Source organism: Sporomusa termitida (genome assembly GCF_007641255.1).
GTDB lineage: Bacteria > Bacillota > Negativicutes > Sporomusales > Sporomusaceae > Sporomusa > Sporomusa termitida.
Genome location: NZ_CP036259.1, coordinates 3,291,694 through 3,308,300 on the forward strand (window position 1 = coordinate 3,291,694; position 16,607 = coordinate 3,308,300).

General features: G+C 49.4%; 16 protein-coding genes. 2 read left to right on the forward strand and 14 right to left on the reverse strand.

The genetic code is table 11. From position 1 onward, the window contains the following. Positions 1-123: 123 nt before the first annotated feature. Complete coding sequence (locus tag SPTER_RS15545; protein ID WP_144351212.1) at positions 124-1,173, reverse strand: LacI family DNA-binding transcriptional regulator; 1,050 nt, start codon at positions 1,171-1,173, stop codon at positions 124-126. Between the two features lie 565 nt (positions 1,174-1,738). Here SPTER_RS15545 and SPTER_RS15550 point away from each other — a divergent pair. Both SPTER_RS15550 and SPTER_RS15555 read left to right on the forward strand, forming a co-directional pair. Then, complete coding sequence (locus SPTER_RS15550) at positions 1,739-2,428, forward strand: DUF421 domain-containing protein (protein ID WP_144351213.1); 690 nt, start codon at positions 1,739-1,741, stop codon at positions 2,426-2,428. A gap of 333 nt (positions 2,429-2,761) precedes the next feature. Then, positions 2,762-3,541, forward strand: a complete 780-nt coding sequence (locus SPTER_RS15555; RefSeq protein WP_144351214.1) for an IclR family transcriptional regulator — start codon at positions 2,762-2,764, stop codon at positions 3,539-3,541. Positions 3,542-3,757: 216 nt separating this feature from the next. Here SPTER_RS15555 and SPTER_RS15560 read toward each other — a convergent pair whose 3' ends face one another. The 13 genes from SPTER_RS15560 to SPTER_RS25695 form a co-directional block, all read right to left on the reverse strand. Continuing rightward, positions 3,758-5,257: a UbiD family decarboxylase gene (locus SPTER_RS15560; RefSeq protein ID WP_144351215.1), complete on the reverse strand. Its 1,500-nt coding sequence runs from the start codon at positions 5,255-5,257 to the stop codon at positions 3,758-3,760. Between the two features lie 149 nt (positions 5,258-5,406). After that, complete coding sequence (locus SPTER_RS15565; RefSeq protein ID WP_144351216.1) at positions 5,407-6,753, reverse strand: MFS transporter; 1,347 nt, start codon at positions 6,751-6,753, stop codon at positions 5,407-5,409. A 63-nt stretch (positions 6,754-6,816) separates the two neighbouring features. After that, positions 6,817-7,722: a phosphate acyltransferase gene (locus SPTER_RS15570; RefSeq protein WP_144351217.1), complete on the reverse strand. Its 906-nt coding sequence runs from the start codon at positions 7,720-7,722 to the stop codon at positions 6,817-6,819. A 13-nt stretch (positions 7,723-7,735) separates the two neighbouring features. Next, on the reverse strand, positions 7,736-8,803 hold the full coding sequence (buk, locus tag SPTER_RS15575; protein ID WP_144351218.1) for a butyrate kinase: 1,068 nt from the start codon (positions 8,801-8,803) through the stop codon (positions 7,736-7,738). Positions 8,804-8,927: 124 nt separating this feature from the next. Beyond that, the gene (locus SPTER_RS15580; RefSeq protein WP_170233296.1) at positions 8,928-9,800 is read right to left on the reverse strand and encodes a thiamine pyrophosphate-dependent enzyme; all 873 of its coding nucleotides are present in this window, start codon (positions 9,798-9,800) and stop codon (positions 8,928-8,930) included. Positions 9,801-9,802: 2 nt separating this feature from the next. Further along, positions 9,803-10,987 (reverse strand): pyruvate ferredoxin oxidoreductase, encoded by a 1,185-nt coding sequence (locus SPTER_RS15585; RefSeq protein ID WP_144351219.1) that lies wholly within the window; start codon positions 10,985-10,987, stop codon positions 9,803-9,805. Next, entirely contained in the window at positions 10,984-11,304 is a 321-nt protein-coding gene (locus SPTER_RS15590; RefSeq protein WP_144351220.1) for a 4Fe-4S binding protein, read from the reverse strand. Before SPTER_RS15590 ends, SPTER_RS15585 begins: the two co-directional genes overlap by 4 nt. Beyond that, on the reverse strand, positions 11,258-11,797 hold the full coding sequence (locus SPTER_RS15595; protein ID WP_144351221.1) for a 2-oxoacid:acceptor oxidoreductase family protein: 540 nt from the start codon (positions 11,795-11,797) through the stop codon (positions 11,258-11,260). The genes SPTER_RS15590 and SPTER_RS15595 overlap by 47 nt, the downstream gene beginning before the upstream one ends. Before the next feature lie 221 nt (positions 11,798-12,018). After that, positions 12,019-12,573 (reverse strand): UbiX family flavin prenyltransferase, encoded by a 555-nt coding sequence (locus SPTER_RS15600; RefSeq protein WP_144351222.1) that lies wholly within the window; start codon positions 12,571-12,573, stop codon positions 12,019-12,021. Positions 12,574-12,718: 145 nt separating this feature from the next. Continuing rightward, positions 12,719-13,855, reverse strand: coding sequence for a uroporphyrinogen decarboxylase family protein (locus SPTER_RS15605; RefSeq protein WP_144351223.1), 1,137 nt, complete (start codon positions 13,853-13,855; stop codon positions 12,719-12,721). Between the two features lie 503 nt (positions 13,856-14,358). Beyond that, positions 14,359-14,898, reverse strand: coding sequence for a GDSL-type esterase/lipase family protein (locus SPTER_RS15610; RefSeq protein ID WP_144351224.1), 540 nt, complete (start codon positions 14,896-14,898; stop codon positions 14,359-14,361). 62 nt (positions 14,899-14,960) lie between these two features. After that, positions 14,961-15,521, reverse strand: a complete 561-nt coding sequence (locus tag SPTER_RS15615; RefSeq protein ID WP_170233297.1) for a hypothetical protein — start codon at positions 15,519-15,521, stop codon at positions 14,961-14,963. Positions 15,522-15,735: 214 nt separating this feature from the next. Beyond that, entirely contained in the window at positions 15,736-16,596 is an 861-nt protein-coding gene (locus SPTER_RS25695) for a methyl-accepting chemotaxis protein (RefSeq protein ID WP_144351226.1), read from the reverse strand. Between the last annotated feature and the right edge of the window lie 11 nt (positions 16,597-16,607).

Genomic DNA, 16,607 nt, shown 5'->3' on the forward strand with positions numbered 1-16,607 from the left:
GCCGAAAATAAGCTTTCAGGCGGAAATGCCTTTACTCATATCTATCCTCCTTTACCGGCAGCTTTATTTCACTGCCGCCTATTTCTTTGTCCTTTATGTTACCGGTAACACAAGGGACAAAGTTTAACTCCCGGCGGCCACGGTCGATGCCCTGACAAGCATTTCTCCTTTTAAACTGATTTCACTAAAGGAGCTTCCTGGCGAACAGTCATTAATACGCAGGAATAAAAGTTCGGCAGCTTTATGCCCCAGGTCAAAAGCCGGAATAATATTACAGGTAAGCTGGGGCACAATCAGGTAATCTACTTCAGCAAAGGAATCAAAGGAGACCAGTGCCAGTTGCCGGGGGATCTCCACGTGTTTATGCCGGCAGTACAATAAAGTGCCGCCCGCAAATTTGTTCACCGTAGTAAAAATGGCGGTCGGGGGCTGCGGCTGCTCCAGTAAATTCCTGGCACAGTCATAACCGACAAGTTCATCAACAACTGTGCTGGTTTGCAGCAAACTTTCCTCATAGGGGATGTGCGCTTCAGCCACTGCCTTTTGGTAGCCGTCCAGGCGCTGATTGTTAAGGTCAACCTGGCGGCAAATAACACCGATGCGTCTGTGGCCAAGCTCAGTCAAATGCTTAATCAACTGATAGCTGCCATAAAAATCATCAAACGTTACACAATCGGCCGCGATTCCTTCAGCCTTCCGGGCCACAAATACTAATGGTATATTTTTGCTCTTAACTTCCTTTAGATGTTCAGTCCCCAAACAACTCGGCGCAATAATAATGCCATCAACCAATTTGTCCACCAGGGTGTACACGTACTCCTGTTCGCGTTCCAGCGAATAACCTGTATTGCAAACAATTAAGTTATAGCCATGCTCAAAGGCCAGCGTTTCTACCCCTTTGATAATCAGAGTATACAGAGGGTTCGAAATATCGCTCAGAATAAGGGCGATATTCTTCGTAGTTCCTGTTGTAAGACTGCGGGCGATACGATTGGGACGATACTGGAGTTGATTAATAGCCTCTTGAATTTTCAATCTGATTTGTTCGCTTACATAACCGGAACCATTGATATAGCGTGATACCGTCATGCGCGACACCCCAGCCAAAGCAGCTACTTCGTGCAAGGTAGGAATAAAATCACCTCTTAGGAAAATATATGTGAACGGTAACATACAATAAAACAAAAAGGCTAAGTTTCTCCTCTAAGAAAAACTTAGCCTTCATTTAGTATGATCAGCTAAAGTATCATCTGTTTATTCTATTGCTCCATCTAAAATATGTACTTATATTAACAGAGTTTTTATGAATTGTAAAGACCTTCTCATATTTTTGTTGAAGAATCCCGAATATCAGGGCCAGGTCCATTGTCCCTTATTCTATTCGGTCGATTACACAGTTCGGCGGCCAGTTATACTGCCAATATATGAGCTAATTCATGGCGTAAATGGCATAAACTATCGAAGTTTCGCCCGTTTACAAATTCGGTTTTAAAGATCTTAAATCTGGCTTCTGCCACGGCATTGCCCTAGGGCCACTCTGGCTTTGTGCGTTCCAGTAACCATCGCTTTCGTGGCGCACGACAGGCCAATTATCCCAAACAAATATATTAAAATAGCTTTATACCGGGACAAGGAACCTGTCCCCCTGTCCCGGCACAGGCGGGTTGCTTCCTTGGTTTATGGACATAATACTGCTGAGGAATGCATACCGCTTACCTGTCGAAAGGAATACACACCGATGGAAATTATAGCAGATTTACTCAAAATACTGGGGCGAATTATAACCATTTTGCCGCTGATGCTATTGGTAGCCCTCTTTATGGGCCGGCGCTCAATCGGAGAACTGCCGGTATTTGACTTCTTACTTGTTTTAACCTTAGGCGCTGTTGTGGGCGCAGACATCGCTGAACCGGAGATCAATCATCTCTACACGGCGTTTGCCATTGTGGCAATCGGAATCCTGCAGAAGATATTCTCTGAGCTATCAATACGGAATGACAAATTTAAAAAGTTAACTACCTTTGCGCCTGTAGTTGTTGTCAAGGATGGACTCTTCCTTGTAAACAATCTCAAAAAAATCAACTATTCCCTGGAAAATATTTTAGAATTTTTACGGGAAGACGGGATTTTTAACATCACCGAGGTTGGCTTAGCCCTCATAGAAGCCAATGGAAAACTATCGGTTTACAGGAAGCCGGAAAAAGCTCCGGCTGTAGGAATAGCCAAACCAAGTACCGGAATTGCTTATCCGGTAATCCTCGAGGGTAAGGTATCCCACCAGACATTAAGTGACCTTAACTTAAATGAAGATTGGCTCCATGCCCAGCTAAAAAGCCAGGGCTTTACTAACAGCAAAGCCGTCTTCTTTGCTGCTGTGGACGCTGATAGACAAGTCCATATCTCACCCTATAGCGATGGCCGGGCCTAGTGGTCTGACTACATTATCTTTTTAGTTTGGATGACAATATCCTGGCGATACAGATCAAGATACGCTTCGTTTTGGGCATAATTGCAGGGAACCGGCATACCTATTGATTGGTGTTATCTGATACGGCCGCGCTAGTTCTGCCTGCTGCCGGACCTGGGCCGCCACCCGGTGGGCCAGGCCTCATCGTGCCGCCCAGGATAATGACATGCGATGGCAAGCGGTCGATAACATCAATATGTAACCGAAAAAAGGTTAATCAAAGCAGAAGCAGGAAAATAGTACTAAGTACCGAATAATGAATAAACTAAAATATCTAAGGTACTAGGGGATAGTATGTCAGAAAAATTTTTGCAGTCAGTTGACAACGCGTTAAGGATTTTAGAGTTATTTGCAGAGACCGATGGTGAGCTTGGGGTAACCGAAATCAGCCGCCGGTTAGAGGTCGGCCGAAGCACAGCCCACAGGTTGTTAACCACCCTGGAGAAACGCAATTTCGTTGAGCAGAATCAAACTACAGGTAAGTATAAGTTAGGAATTAAAATCGTAAATCTCGGGGCACATATCCTTGGCAGTCTTAATGTTATTAAAGAATGCCGGCCATTTCTCGAACAGGTCAGCAAAGCGACGGGCGAGACCTGTCATTTGGCGTTTTTAAGTAATGGGGAAGACATTACCTTTGTCGATAAAGTGGCTGGCAAGAATCCGGCCGTAATGTCTTCCCTGGTAGGCTTAAAAATGCCGGCCCATGTCACCGGTACCGGTAAATCGATCCTGGCGTTTCTCCCGGAGAATGAACTTGCGCGGTATTTCAGCAAAGCGCAGCTCAAACGCTATACGCCGAATACCATCACAGACCCCGGGGAATTGCGCAATTATCTGGAAATAGTAAGAAAACAAGGCTACAGTGAAGATCAGCAGGAATCCGATGAGGGCCTCACCTGCTTTGCCGCGCCGGTACGTGATTTTACAGGCAAAGTCATTGCTGCCATGAGTGTATCCGGGGCCTCCAGCAGGGTAAATCAACATAGGGATGAACTAATACATGAAATTAAAAAAGCGGCCGAACAAGCATCACGGTCCTGTGGCTGGTCTTTCAATTATGAATGGAAGTAAACTCCATTCTCTTTTTTTTTGCATTTCCAGCCTCAATATAGCGAGCAATTCAGCAAGCAGTTCATTGCTCATGGCCATAATCTCCTCAATTGCGTCAGGTGTGATACCGTCAAGACGTTACAAGCAAGCAGGCGTCTGTTCCCGGCCACGTGAATTAAAACTGCAAATAAAGACGCCCCTTATGCCTTTCGATCAGTTCTAGAGCACATTACCACCTTATTCTTTACTATCTCCGAATAGTGATGGCGCGAAACGCCGCACGTCGACTTCTTTAAATTTTGCCCGCTGGAAATCTCTTTTCAGACTATAAGGCACGGTACAATCAAAAATAACCTTGCAGGAAATTCCGGTATCACGAATGGAGGCACTAAACGCCGGAACCTGGGAAGGGTCCAGGGGGTGGCAGCGAACGCCGGGAATAAAGACGGTGCTGACATCGCCCTGATAGCGGGTATTCAGGGCCCACAACACATCATTGCTGTCAAACAAATCAACATCCTCATCCACCAGGATTACATGTTTAAGTTCAGAAAACGCGGCAAATGCAAGCAATGCTGCCTGCCGTTGCCGGCCCTCATCACTGGGTTCACTTTTTTTAAACTGCAGGACTGCCATGTATTTCCCCCCGCCGGCGGCATGAGCATACACATTCAAGAGTCGTCCCGGCATGGCCCGTTCAACCATTTGCAGGATACTGGCTTCGGTGGGAATACCAGCCAGGTTGACATGTTCTTCACTGGGCCCAATCACCGTTTGCAGGATTGGGTGCCGCCGGTGCGTCACCGCCTTAACCTTAATCAGCGGTACGGACGGGTTAGCTGCACCTGTGTAACCGGGAAACTCCGGCATGGCTTTGCCGGTATTGGTATGCTGATCTTCTCTGACCCGGACATTAGGCAATAATTCACCCTCAATAACGAACTCGGCATTGGCAATGGCCTTAGCCTTCACCGTCAGGCAATCCACCAGTTCAACCGGTCGTTTACGAATACTGCCGGCAATTGACAACTCATCGCAGCCCAGTGGTGTAGTAGGCGGTTCAAAACAGGCACCAATTTCAACCGCCGGATCAACACCAATATTAATTGTTATCGGCAGCGGTTTTCCCGCCGCTTCCGCTTTTTGCCGGAAAACATCCAGATGGCGTCCTGGGGCGAAATACATGGAAACCTCATCGGCGCTTTGGACACACAACCGATGGATAGTAACATCGGCTTCGCCGGTTTCCGGATCAGCTGCATAGGCCATGCCGATGGTAATGTACGGGCCGGCATCCTCTTCCGTATTTGTTGGCGCAGGCACTATGTTGCGAATATCGAAACCGGGTTCATCAGCGCGGTGGACAACTTCCTGACAAACGGCGTTCTCCCGGGCAATTGTTATCGGGGCGATGGGCGCCGCTACCGCTTCTGTAAGAAGGAATGCCAGCCGCTCCGGCTCCGCCCCCAGCATTGTTGCCACACGGTTGCGGCTGCCAAGCAGGCCAATGACGATCTGAACATTTTCATAGCCTTTCACATGCTTAAAAATCATGGCCGGTCCCAGACGGGTTGGCCGTGCTACCGTACCACCGGCGCCGACATAGCGGTATACTCCCGCCAGCTCCGCCTGCGGATCAACCGGCTCATCTGTATAAAGCAGTTCTCCCGGCTTAGACTTTAAAACCGCAATTGCCGAACGCAGGTCATTCACGGGCAGCATATCTTTCCTATCCATCAATTACGCCCCTCTTTTGTATGAATTAAGCTCTAAAAATCTGTACGAAAAAACAAGACCCACCGTAGTATTAGAATAAATTTTATTAAGGAAACGGCCCGCCATACTGCCGAGCCGTTTCGTTGGCTCTTAACTGAATGGTCAGGACACTAGTCCTGAATAGGTTCCTCAACAGTCAGTACCATTAAGAAACTCAGGAATGCGCATACCCCCAGGAAGATGAACACAACATCAAATGTTTTATACACATCCAGCAGGTAACCGCCTACCATCGGTGAAAAAAAGCCGCCCATATTGCCAACAGAAGTCACGATTGATATTGCGGTGGGATAAGTTTTGCCTGTTGTCAAACCCATTGGGTAGGCAAAATAGCAAGGCCAGGCCAAATTGAGCAAACCACCGGTTAAAAACAGTACAATAAAAAGTATCACGCTATTATTGGGCACATTGATTAAAGCTGCCAGCATGACGATTAAACTCAACGGCCCAAACATCATATTCGGCTTCCGGCGTTTGAGCAGCAGCTTATCGGAAATCCAGCCGCCCAGCAACTGGCCGCACAGGGCGCCAATCCAGGGCGCCGAGGCGATCCAGCCCATTTTTACGAAGGAGTATCCTTTGGCATTAACAAGATAGGAAGGAATCCAGGTCATCAGGCCATAGGTGACAAAACCGATGAAGAAATAGGTTATGGCAATCCCCCATACATTCCAGGATTTGAAGACTTCGGCATTAGTCTCCAGGCAGCTCAGCCGCTTGGCGCGAATGATTTTGTCCAGCCACCCGAGCGACTGGCTTGGTCTTTCAGAACAGGCATCACCTGTGTTTGCGGCGGTCGAAACGCTGCGAATATAGTCAACCTCAGCCTTGTTGCAATAAGGACTGTCTTCCGGACGGCTGTGAACAAAAAAATACCAGATGGCCGAAAGAATGATCCCAGGAACAGCAAACCAGTAAAAAACAGACCGCCAGCCGTAATTGACCATAATCCATACTGCTAACGGCGGTACCGCCATAAGCGCCAGCGACGTAGCACCCATGAATATGCCGGCGGCCGTTCCCTGCTCCTGCGGCGGATACCAGTTCTTGATCGTCGCCGACCCGCCAACAGGGCTTGGACCTTCACACAAACCGAGCCCCAAGCGGAACCATTTCATCATGGCGGCGCTGGTGGACGTACCAATGAGATAGGTAAAGACAGAGAAGCCAAGTATTGAGAGCGAAACCATCCCCCGGGTACCAAACTTGCTCATAAACAAGCCTGCCGGTATTTGCGTGATGGCATAGCCGAGAAAGAAGAAGCTCATCAAAGAACCAGCCTCGAAGTTGCTGAGGTTGAATTCGGATTTGATCATCGGTAAAACAACCCCGATATTGGTACGATCGGCAAAATTGATCATGTAAAACAGGAAAATAATCGCTAATACAATCCAGCGGTACTGGGTCTTTCGCTCAACAACAGGTTTAACAGTGACATTAATGGAAGTATTTGTCATTTGTTTTTCCCCCTTACTATTGATTCAGTAAATGGTCGATGATCTTCAGAACCCCCCGGCCTATTACAGCGATTGCAGTACAGACATAATAATTGAGTTAAGCTTGTTTTCCGCCGAATCACTTCTGGAAGTCATGATGAGTGGCACCCTGGCCCCGGCCACTACCCCGGCTGTCTTGTAGCCGGCCATATACCGCAGTGACTTGTCCAAAATATTACCGGCAGTTAGGTCAGGCATAATTAAAATATCAGCATAGCCGGCCACCTGGCTCTTAATCCCTTTATGCTGTGCGGCCGCCAGCGAGACCGCATTATCAAACCCCAGCGGCCCATCCACATCACAACCTTTTATTTGCCCCCGCATATTAGCCAGGGTCAGCATGGCCGCATCAGTGGTCGCCTGAATCTCGGGATTAATCTGTTCCAGCGGCGCGATGACCGCGACTTTTGGGTGTTCAATGCCCAGCTTCCGGCACAAACCAACGCAATTTTGAATGATCTTCAGTTTTTTGCCATAATCAGGAGTAACGTTAATGGCGCAGTCACTGACCACCATCAGCCGATTCTCTTGCGCATAGTGAAAAATTGTCGCCTGGCTGATAAGCGCATGCTCGGCAAGCAGACCAAATTTTTTGTCCAGCATCGCCTTTAAGAAGGTACCTGTTGGCAGTAAGCCTTTCATCGGCATGTCTACTTTTTTCCCGGCAACTAAGCCGGCGGTGATAGAGGCCGCCTGGGCATCATTTTTTTCATCGATGATTTCCCAGTCAACTGCTTTTTCCTGTAATTCTCCCAGTAAACTTTTTATTTTATCACCATCGCCGACCAGGACGGACTCCAGAATCCCTTCCCGCCGGGCAACAACAACAGAGGTCAGTGCATCTAAATCATGTGCTGCCGCCACAGCCGCCTTTTTTCTGATATTGTTATTTTTAAGCCACAACAAAGCTGCATTAAAATTATTAAACATTTGGCCCTCCCTCCTATAGTGATTTAAGCGGCTCGTTGCCCCGCAAAGCTTCCAATGCCCCCAGGGCCAAAGCATCCATTTCATTTTCACCAGGATATAATGCAACCGGTGCAATAAACCCAAGCTGATCTTTCATTCTGGCGGTAATCATTTTTGAATGGGCAATGCCGCCGGTAATAATAATGGCATCAACCTTACCTGCAAGAACAGCGCCCATAGCTGCGATTTCCTTACAAGTCTGGTAGTTCATGCCTTCTAAGCACAACCTGGCATAATCATCGCTAGCTGCCTTTGCCACTATTGTCCGCACATCATTTTCCTTAAGATAAGCCGTTAAACCGCCTTCCCCGTTAAGCATCTTTTTAATTTCCTTATGGCCGTAACGACCGGAAAAACACAAATCAACCAAAGCCCCTACCGGCAGCCCGCCAGTCCGGTTGGTAGAGAAGGGGCCATCGCCATCAATACCGTTGGTGGCATCAATCATTTTCCCGCAGCGATGCGCGGCAACGGTAATACCGCCGCCCATATGCGCAATAATCAGGTTCAAGTCCTCATATTTTTTCCCCTTGTCCCGGGCATACCGCTTGCCTGTCGCCCGGTGGTTTAAAGCATGAAACCGGCTCTGGCGCGGCAGCCCGGGATGCCCGGACAAGCGGGCCACATCAATAAACTCATCCGTCACCGGCGGATCAACCACCACGGCCAGCAGCCTGGTTCCTGCCGCCATGTTATAAGCAATTTTACTGCCTACATCGCAGGCATGCCTTCCATACAAACCGGAAGCCTGCTGTTCAAGCATTGTCTCATTAATCTGATAAACGCCGCCTGCCAGTGGTTTTGTATGACCGCCACGGCTGGCGATGGCATCCAATTCACCGACACTGATGCCGTTGTCCCCGAGAAACTTTTCAATAGCCGCCCGGCGATAACCGTCTTGTTCCATCAAATCAGTAAATGCCGACAGATCTTGCACCGAATGCTCCAAGGCAGTTTTTATCTTACATGCATCCTCTTCATAATAAGCCAGTTTGGTTGAGGTTGAGCCAAGGTTAATAGCCAGAATTTTGTATGGTTTCATATAAATCCACCTCTTGCTAATATTCTGATAATTAATTCGATAACAGTGTATTCCCATGCTTATAAACCCCGGCCGCAAGGGAATACACCTTCTAGGTTAGTAAGAATCCCGCACCGGAGGCAGCCTATTTATTAGTGAGGCGGGTATAATCCTGCCCGACCGCTGTTTGCATTGTTGATAACTCTTCTGGCGCAACCCCGTTAAAGCGCTTCTGCAGCTTCAGATACTCAGCGACCGGCTTCGGTTTGGCCACAGGCACGGTTACTTGGTAATTCACACCGTCGGTGATCTCATACAGCGGCCAGCACTGACTTTGTACCGCCAGCCTGGCGACTTCGATGGTATGTTCCGGTTTTGAACCCCAGCCTGTCGGGCAGGGAGTATGAATATGAATATAAGCAGGTCCTGTTGCGGTGGCAGCCTGGGCTTTTGCTACTTTTTTCCTTAGATCATCCACATAACCTACCGAGGCGGTAGCGGCATACGGGATTTTGTGGGCAGCCACAATACCGACCATATCTTTGCGGTAGACACTCTTGCCGCCGGGGGTTGTTGTGGTCCAGGCATTCAGCGGCGTTGAGCCGCTGCCCTGAATCCCGGTGTTCATATAGGCTTCATTGTCATAGCAGATATAGAGAATCTTATCGCCCCGCTCCAAAGCGCCTGATAAAGCCTGCAGGCCGATATCCACCGTTGCGCCGTCGCCGGCAAAGCCCAGGACCTGGATATCGCCGCGCCCCTGCACTTCAAAACCGGCTTTGATGCCGGCCGCATAGGCGGCGGTACTCTCGAGGTTGCCCTGAAAACCGGGAATTTTGGTAACTGTCTCATTGCCATAACCGGAAAACAGCGCCGCACAGCCGGGAGGAATAACAATAACGGTATTAGCGCCCAGAACGTCTAAAATAACCCGCGCCGCCAGTTCCAGTCCGCAACCGGCGCACGCGCTCACGCCATGCGCAATCAGGCCCCTTGCTTCAGATTTCATGGTTAACATCGTTACTTCACCTCCCGGATTGTCAGTGCATTTTCTTTTACGTCCACCCAGTCCACATCGGCGGTAATCTCGCCTGTTAGGAGCTTTGCAAAGGCTTTGACAAAAGTTGCCGGCGAGATGTCGCGGCCACCGAGGCCGGCGATGAAACCCTGTACCGGCTTACCGCTGAGAACCGCCCGCACCTCGGTGGCTACAGGCGCTACCTGAGCACCATAGCCCGGACTGCGGTCCATTACCCCGACAACGGCAACAGGGGCCAGCGCCTGTTTAACCTGCTCAGCCGGGAACGGCCGGTAGGACGTGAGCTTTAATACGCCGACTTTTTTCCCCTGACCGCGCAGTTGATCGACAGTGTATTTTGCCGTACCGGACATTGAGCCTAAGGTCACAATAACCGCTTCAGCGTCATCGCATTGGTATGCTTCCAGCAGAGAATAGTCACGTCCAAACACCCTTTTAAAGTCAGCCATGGCCGCCAGCAGAACCGCCGGTGCCTGGTTAAAGCCTACAGCCTGTTGGTATCTCATTTCGGTGTATTCGGCCGTAGGGGTAAGGTTGTTGATAAACATCGGATCATTGGGGTCAAGATGAAAGTTGTGGCATACATAGGGCGGCAGATAGGCATCAACAGCAGCCTGATCAGGCACATACACGGCATCACTCATATGCGAAAGGAAGAAACCGTCCAGGCAGACCATGGCCGGCAGTTGAATGCGGGCATCCTCCGCGGTCCGGTAGGCAATAAGAATCAGGTCAAGCACTTCCTGGGCACTTTCCGCATAAAGCTGCAGCCAGCCGCCATCTCTTTCCGCCATAGCGTCCTGATGGTCGCACCACAGGCTCCAGGGGCTGACCAGCGACCGGTTGACAACAGGCATAACGATGGGAACCCGGCAGCCGGCGGCTACCCCCAGTACTTCATGCATGAGTGCCAGACCAACCGAAGAAGTGGCCGTACCGGCCCGGACACCGGTAAGCTGGGCGCCAATCGCGCAGCACATGGCACTGTGTTCTGACTCCACCCTGATATATTTGGCATCAAGTTTTCCCTGAACAACAAAATCAGCCAGTTTCTCCGAGATCGGGCTCTGGGGGGTAATCGGGTAAGCCGAAACCACCCTCACCTTCGCCAGCCGCAGACCCTCGGAGGCAGCTCCGTTGCCGTCAATCATTACTCTGGTACTCATAGCTTGCAAACACCTTCTTCCGGTATCATGGCAATACATTGTTTCGGGCAGATATTCGCGCAAATACCGCACCCTTTACAATAATCCCAGTCAAAATAGACACCGCTATTAGGGTCTTCCTTAGCCACAGTAACCACATCGGCAGGACAATGCTTACGGCAAGTGCCGCAAAAAATACAATCTTCAATGGTAACATCCGGCCGGACTACCCGCCACACACCGGTTTTAGCCGCCACAAATTCTGTAGCCACCGGCCCGACAAAATACTTTTTAGTTTTTTCGCAGTCCGTCATAGGCTTTTTTTGCTGCCTCTGCATTGGCGTCACCCGCCTTTCCAAAAATTTTCCGAATGGCATTCATAGCCGCCTCAATACCAACCAGCCCGGCGCCGGCCATTGCTCCCAGCATCGCTGAATTAGGGATATCCCGCCCCAGGGTATCAAGAGCAATCTGTTTAGCACCGCTGTAATAAACCAGATGGCTGGCGAAAGGGTATTCCGGCAATACACATTCGTTGTTAATGATGAAGACTGTGTCCGGCTTGGTTCCCGCCATCACATCGACGCCTTTATCCATCACTGACAGATCGAAGATAACAACATAGTCCGGTTCATAGACGAAGGACTTGACCCTAATCGGGCCGTCGCTGACAATCAAGTCGGAGTACACCGGTGCGCCGCGCCGCTCATGCCCGTACGCCGGAATGGACTGGGCGTATTTACCTTCGCCAATAGCTGCTGCTTCGGCAAATATCTTGGCGGCAGTAACAACACCCTGGCCGCCAAGGCCGAAGAGTTTGATTTGTTTCAAGATACTTCTCCTCCTGCATAATTTATTGATGTGAGTTTGACCGGTAAAAACCTTCACCTCCTTTTGCTTCTTGCTAAACACAACACCGGTAATTCAAACTCTTGTCTGAAGTTAAAACCAAAATCTTCTTATTATACTGCTTGTTCCTTTATGCGGGATTATATCCCGATATTTAAGCATTATTATCTTCTGAGCAAACAGTACCGGCTGATTCTGGTGTACTACTGCCCCCATCTTTTAGTAAGACCGCTAGCCAAGCCAAAATGATCCAGTATTCGCGCTACCGTGTGATTGATAATATCCTCAATGGTTTGCGGGCGATGGTAAAAAGCAGGCATGGGCGGCATAATGATTGCTCCCGCCTGATCAGCAAGCAACATATTGGTTAAATGGATCCTGCTTAGTGGCGTCTCTCTGGGAACCAGCACCAGCTTCCGCTTCTCTTTAAGCATTACGTCCGCCGCCCGGACAATCAGACTATCGCTGTAGCCATGAGCAATGGCGGCTAACGATTTCATGCTGCAGGGAACTATCATCATGCCGTCAGTAAGAAACGAGCCGCTGGCAATGGCAGCATCAAGCTCTTTATTACCATAGGTAACACAAGCCAGCCCCTGTAACTCTTCCAGACTCTTATCAGTCTCGCAGGCTAGATTATATACCGCCCAGTCACTTAAAACCAGATGGACCTCGACCTGAGCCTGTTTTAATACTTCCAGAAGTCTGATTGCATAAACAATTCCGGTGGCGCCTGATACACCGACAATTAATTTCATGTCCGCTCCCTTGCCCAACCCGCATGCCTTACTGGCTGCGATCAAAGCATTATCCAAATTTGCCGCCGTCTATATTCCTCTATATGGAATATCGTTCCTGTATGGCAGCATGAAAATATAACGGCAATTCGCCAAGCTTCCTGTATCAATTATACCGCCCATATTTTTCAACAGCGTCAAAAAATGCCTTGACGTTTTCATGCTTCGCATTCATCGGCAGCGAACACCCTGAAGAATAAAGCAGGCCTTCTCCATTACGGAAGGTAGTAAGTAATTTTTTGGCGTATTCCTCCACCTCGACGGGAGAAGCCACCGTAAATAAGGCAGCCTGCACATCGCCCTTAATTGCGCAATGCCCCTTCAGGATTGCATGTGTTTTAAAAATATCGGTAGCACCATCCAGCTCCAATACAAACTTGCCCTTCGGCAAATCAAGAAAGTATTCCAGATTATTTGTCCAGTCAGCATCAAAATGCAGGATCGGAATAATATTTCTTTCAGCCAGCTTCTCAACCATCACTTGCAAATAAGGCCATACATACTTCTCAAACTGTTTGAGTGAAATAAACTGGCCGGCCCCTCTGACGCCACCAATAAATACCCGGTTAACACCTGTCGCCGCTACATTTTTTTCTGCAGCCTCAACAATTGCATCATTGGCAAGCCGCAGAGGCTCTGCCAGTTGATCACGCAACTGAAACATATCTTTGAAAAACTTCTCAATCGAACGCATCATGGAAAAGCAGTCAAAAGGCAATACCGGGCAAAAAGCCCCCCAGGTCGGACTTTGTCCGCGGCGGTATGTGGCCTCAAGCTCCAATTGGCGATATTTTGCCAACTCCTGAAAGCCCGCAAGCACCTCCTCACGGCTTTTTTGATGGGCCCTTTCCAGAAAAGTCAATCGGTATTCCATAAACCCTTTTTCTTTTATCAGTGCATATTCATCACGGGTCATTGCTTCAAACTCCAGCATCTGGTACTGGGCATTATCCTTCAGCTCCACGCCTGGATATTTACAGCGCATCGAGCCAACAACCTTTCCTACCTGGCCGCAGCGGGTATGCTGCATAAATGCATTGCTGTCCCAGATCGGATAAGCCTCCTGCAATTTATCAATAGCCCTGATGCCTTTATCCCAGTCCCAGAGAAACTCTTTGTTGGTAATACCGGCGAATTGCCCCGCATATTGATCAATAAGCGGCGCACAAACAACCCTGTCTACCGGCTGCAGATTAATCGCGGCAACAAGCCGTTCCTCGGCTGTCATTACATCCTGCCCCATCCGCACTCCCCCTTTCTACTAGTTCTAGTGCCTGTTGAAGCCGTCACACCTCCATTCGATTTCATAGAACGCAGTCTTAACTATGTAATAACTTTAAATTTTGTTCCTTTATGCGGAATAGCGTTCTTTTATAATAGCACTATTCAACTTCCATCAGAAAATTCCTGCTAATAGTTTGAATTTTTTATATAATGCCGCAACTATTTTTTTGCCGTGTTTTACCTAACCTCTATTCTTATAGTAAAACAAACAGCAAGGGGCTGGCGGCACTATACTGGCCATCGCCTGTATTATTTCGCCCCAGAATTGCCCCGCGACAATAAATATGCAGCCACTGCGGAAGCCAGCTATATCGAAGGGACGTTCGGCGGATAACGGAGGCTAACGGAAGAGTACAGAAAAAATGTGGTTATTAGGTGCTGGAAATACCAAAAGCGCCCTATATTTAAGGACGCTTCCTCAGACCGTCTCTGTGCAACCGGAGGCGGTCTTGTAGTTCCGCTTCACATTAGCATGCTGTTTATAACCGGCGCCGCCGCCGCCGCCATCACCCGGTAGCCGGCTGCATTGGGGTGAAGCACATCGGCATACAGCGTACGCCAAGCCGCAGAGGCTTTGAAGGCCGCATAAAAATCAATCACGGTCAGCTTGCAGGCCAGCGCATAGTCCCGCATATCCTGGCGGTACAGGTCAAGATACGCTTCGTCCGGTGGATAATTGCCGGGAACCGGCAGCCCGATAAGGGGTGTGATCTGATACTGCAGCGCTAGTTCTGCCATCTGCCGGACCTGGGCCGCCACTGCCTCGGCCGCCACCCGGGCACAGGCATCATTCGTGCCGCCCAGGATAATGACATGCGACGGCGAGTGAGCGATAACATCCCGCTTAAACCGCGCCAGCATCCCGGCCGTGCTGTCACCGTTGACGCCTTTATTAAGCAGCGTAAGACCCAGTTCGGCGCCGGTCAGCCTGACCCAGGACATATCCGGCGTATACGGATAGCCATAGGTAATGGAATCGCCAAGGGCAACGATCGTATTCATGCAGCAGTCCTCCCCTGTTGCGTTTTTTCGGGCCACGTTGCAGCCATGCTGCCAGCCCGGTGTCAAACCCGGAACTCAAAGTTTTGTTTGACTTTGGGCGCTGTTGTCTGCGGCGACACCACGATATCCAGACCATCCTGGTTCATTACGGCGGTGGTGTGCTGCGAATAGTCGACAACGGTACGTTGTTGTTCTTTTTTATGTTTAAACAACCGCAGTCCGCATAAGATGACAGCAATGACGACCACAACGGCTACAAAGGGAACATAGCTGTACCCTGCCGGCTTGCGCTCCGGCAGCGGCGGCTGCGCGGGGACGGTCGTCCGGGCAGCAACGCCGGCCTCAGCGGCCAAGGGCCTGGCAGGAGTTGTTATATTCCTGGCGTCGGCTTTTGGCGGGGTCGAATTGCCCGGCAAGGCCTTGCCCAGTCCTTCAAGCTCCCTGGCCGTACCGGTCGCAGCCGGGCTTACCGTCTTCCCCGGCTGGGGGGATGAATCGGCGGCAGTCGTCGGCGGCTTGCCGGCGGTATTGGCATTGGGCAGCGTAACAGCCGGGGCTACAGGCGGCGAGGGTTTTGTTGGCGGGGTGGGAGCTACCGGCATAGGGAAACCACCTTCATTCATCCTAGAATTAGCTAATGACTATATTCCGCACACTATGCAATCATCCCTTTTTTTTCGCCTGTGGTTATTAGCCTGCCCTCCCCATAGGTCTTTTTGACAATGGAAAAAAGGTTATCGACATTCTCCGTTTTGCACTTGGCGGCGGATATCTGGTTAAAGATAATACTAAAGGCCTTTTAAAACTAAAAGGCCTTTAGTATTTTGTTACGTATTCCTATTCAGCTTTTGCCATCGAGAGCAGTTTTTGGGCAACACACTTTAATGTCATAACCCTTTCCGTAATCGACTCAGTCGCTTTGGCTTGTTCTTTAGTAATGCCGGCTGTTTGCTGAGTATGATTAATAACCGTTACCATCGACGACTTTAAATCCTGTAAGGTAGCCTTAATGTCTTTGGCCGAATGCTGACTCTGGTCGGAGAGTTTGCGAACCTCTTCGGCTACGACAGCAAAGCCCCGGCCGTGCTCGCCAACTCTAGCGGCCTCAATAGCGGCATTAAGACCGAGCAGATTTGTCTGACTGGCTATTTGATGAATGGTTGATAATACAGTATCGGTATTATTAACATTAACCGACACACGCTCAGATAAATTAGCGACATCCTGCATTGTAGCGGTTAGGTCCTCCTGAGAAGCGTTCAGCTCCTCAATAGTGGCGGCAATGTTTGTAATCGAATCGTTAACCTGCTGTGCTTGGTCAAGCAGCACTTCCTTATTTTCCGCAGACTGCAACTCCCAGCGAATAATACCTGTGGCAATCTTGGCGATAGGTTTTGAGTAAATAGGGTCTCCGCTTATACCGAAGCTGCCAATCCATTCGTTTTTATACACGATAGGCAGATGCACACCCATTTTAACAGTCCCACCCGAACGTTGCTCATCTTCAGCGGTGACAATTCGATGCTCGATTTTCTCCGTAAGCACCTTTTGCGAGCCACTGTGAGCTTTGCCCACTCTGGCAACATCCCGGGCGGCAACAATTATCCCCTCACGGTCACAGATAACCGCACTTAATCCTGTTTCCTGAAAAATAAAATCCATAGTTTTGTTAGCAATACCTTGGTCCAATTGTATCATCCTCAGCTAGA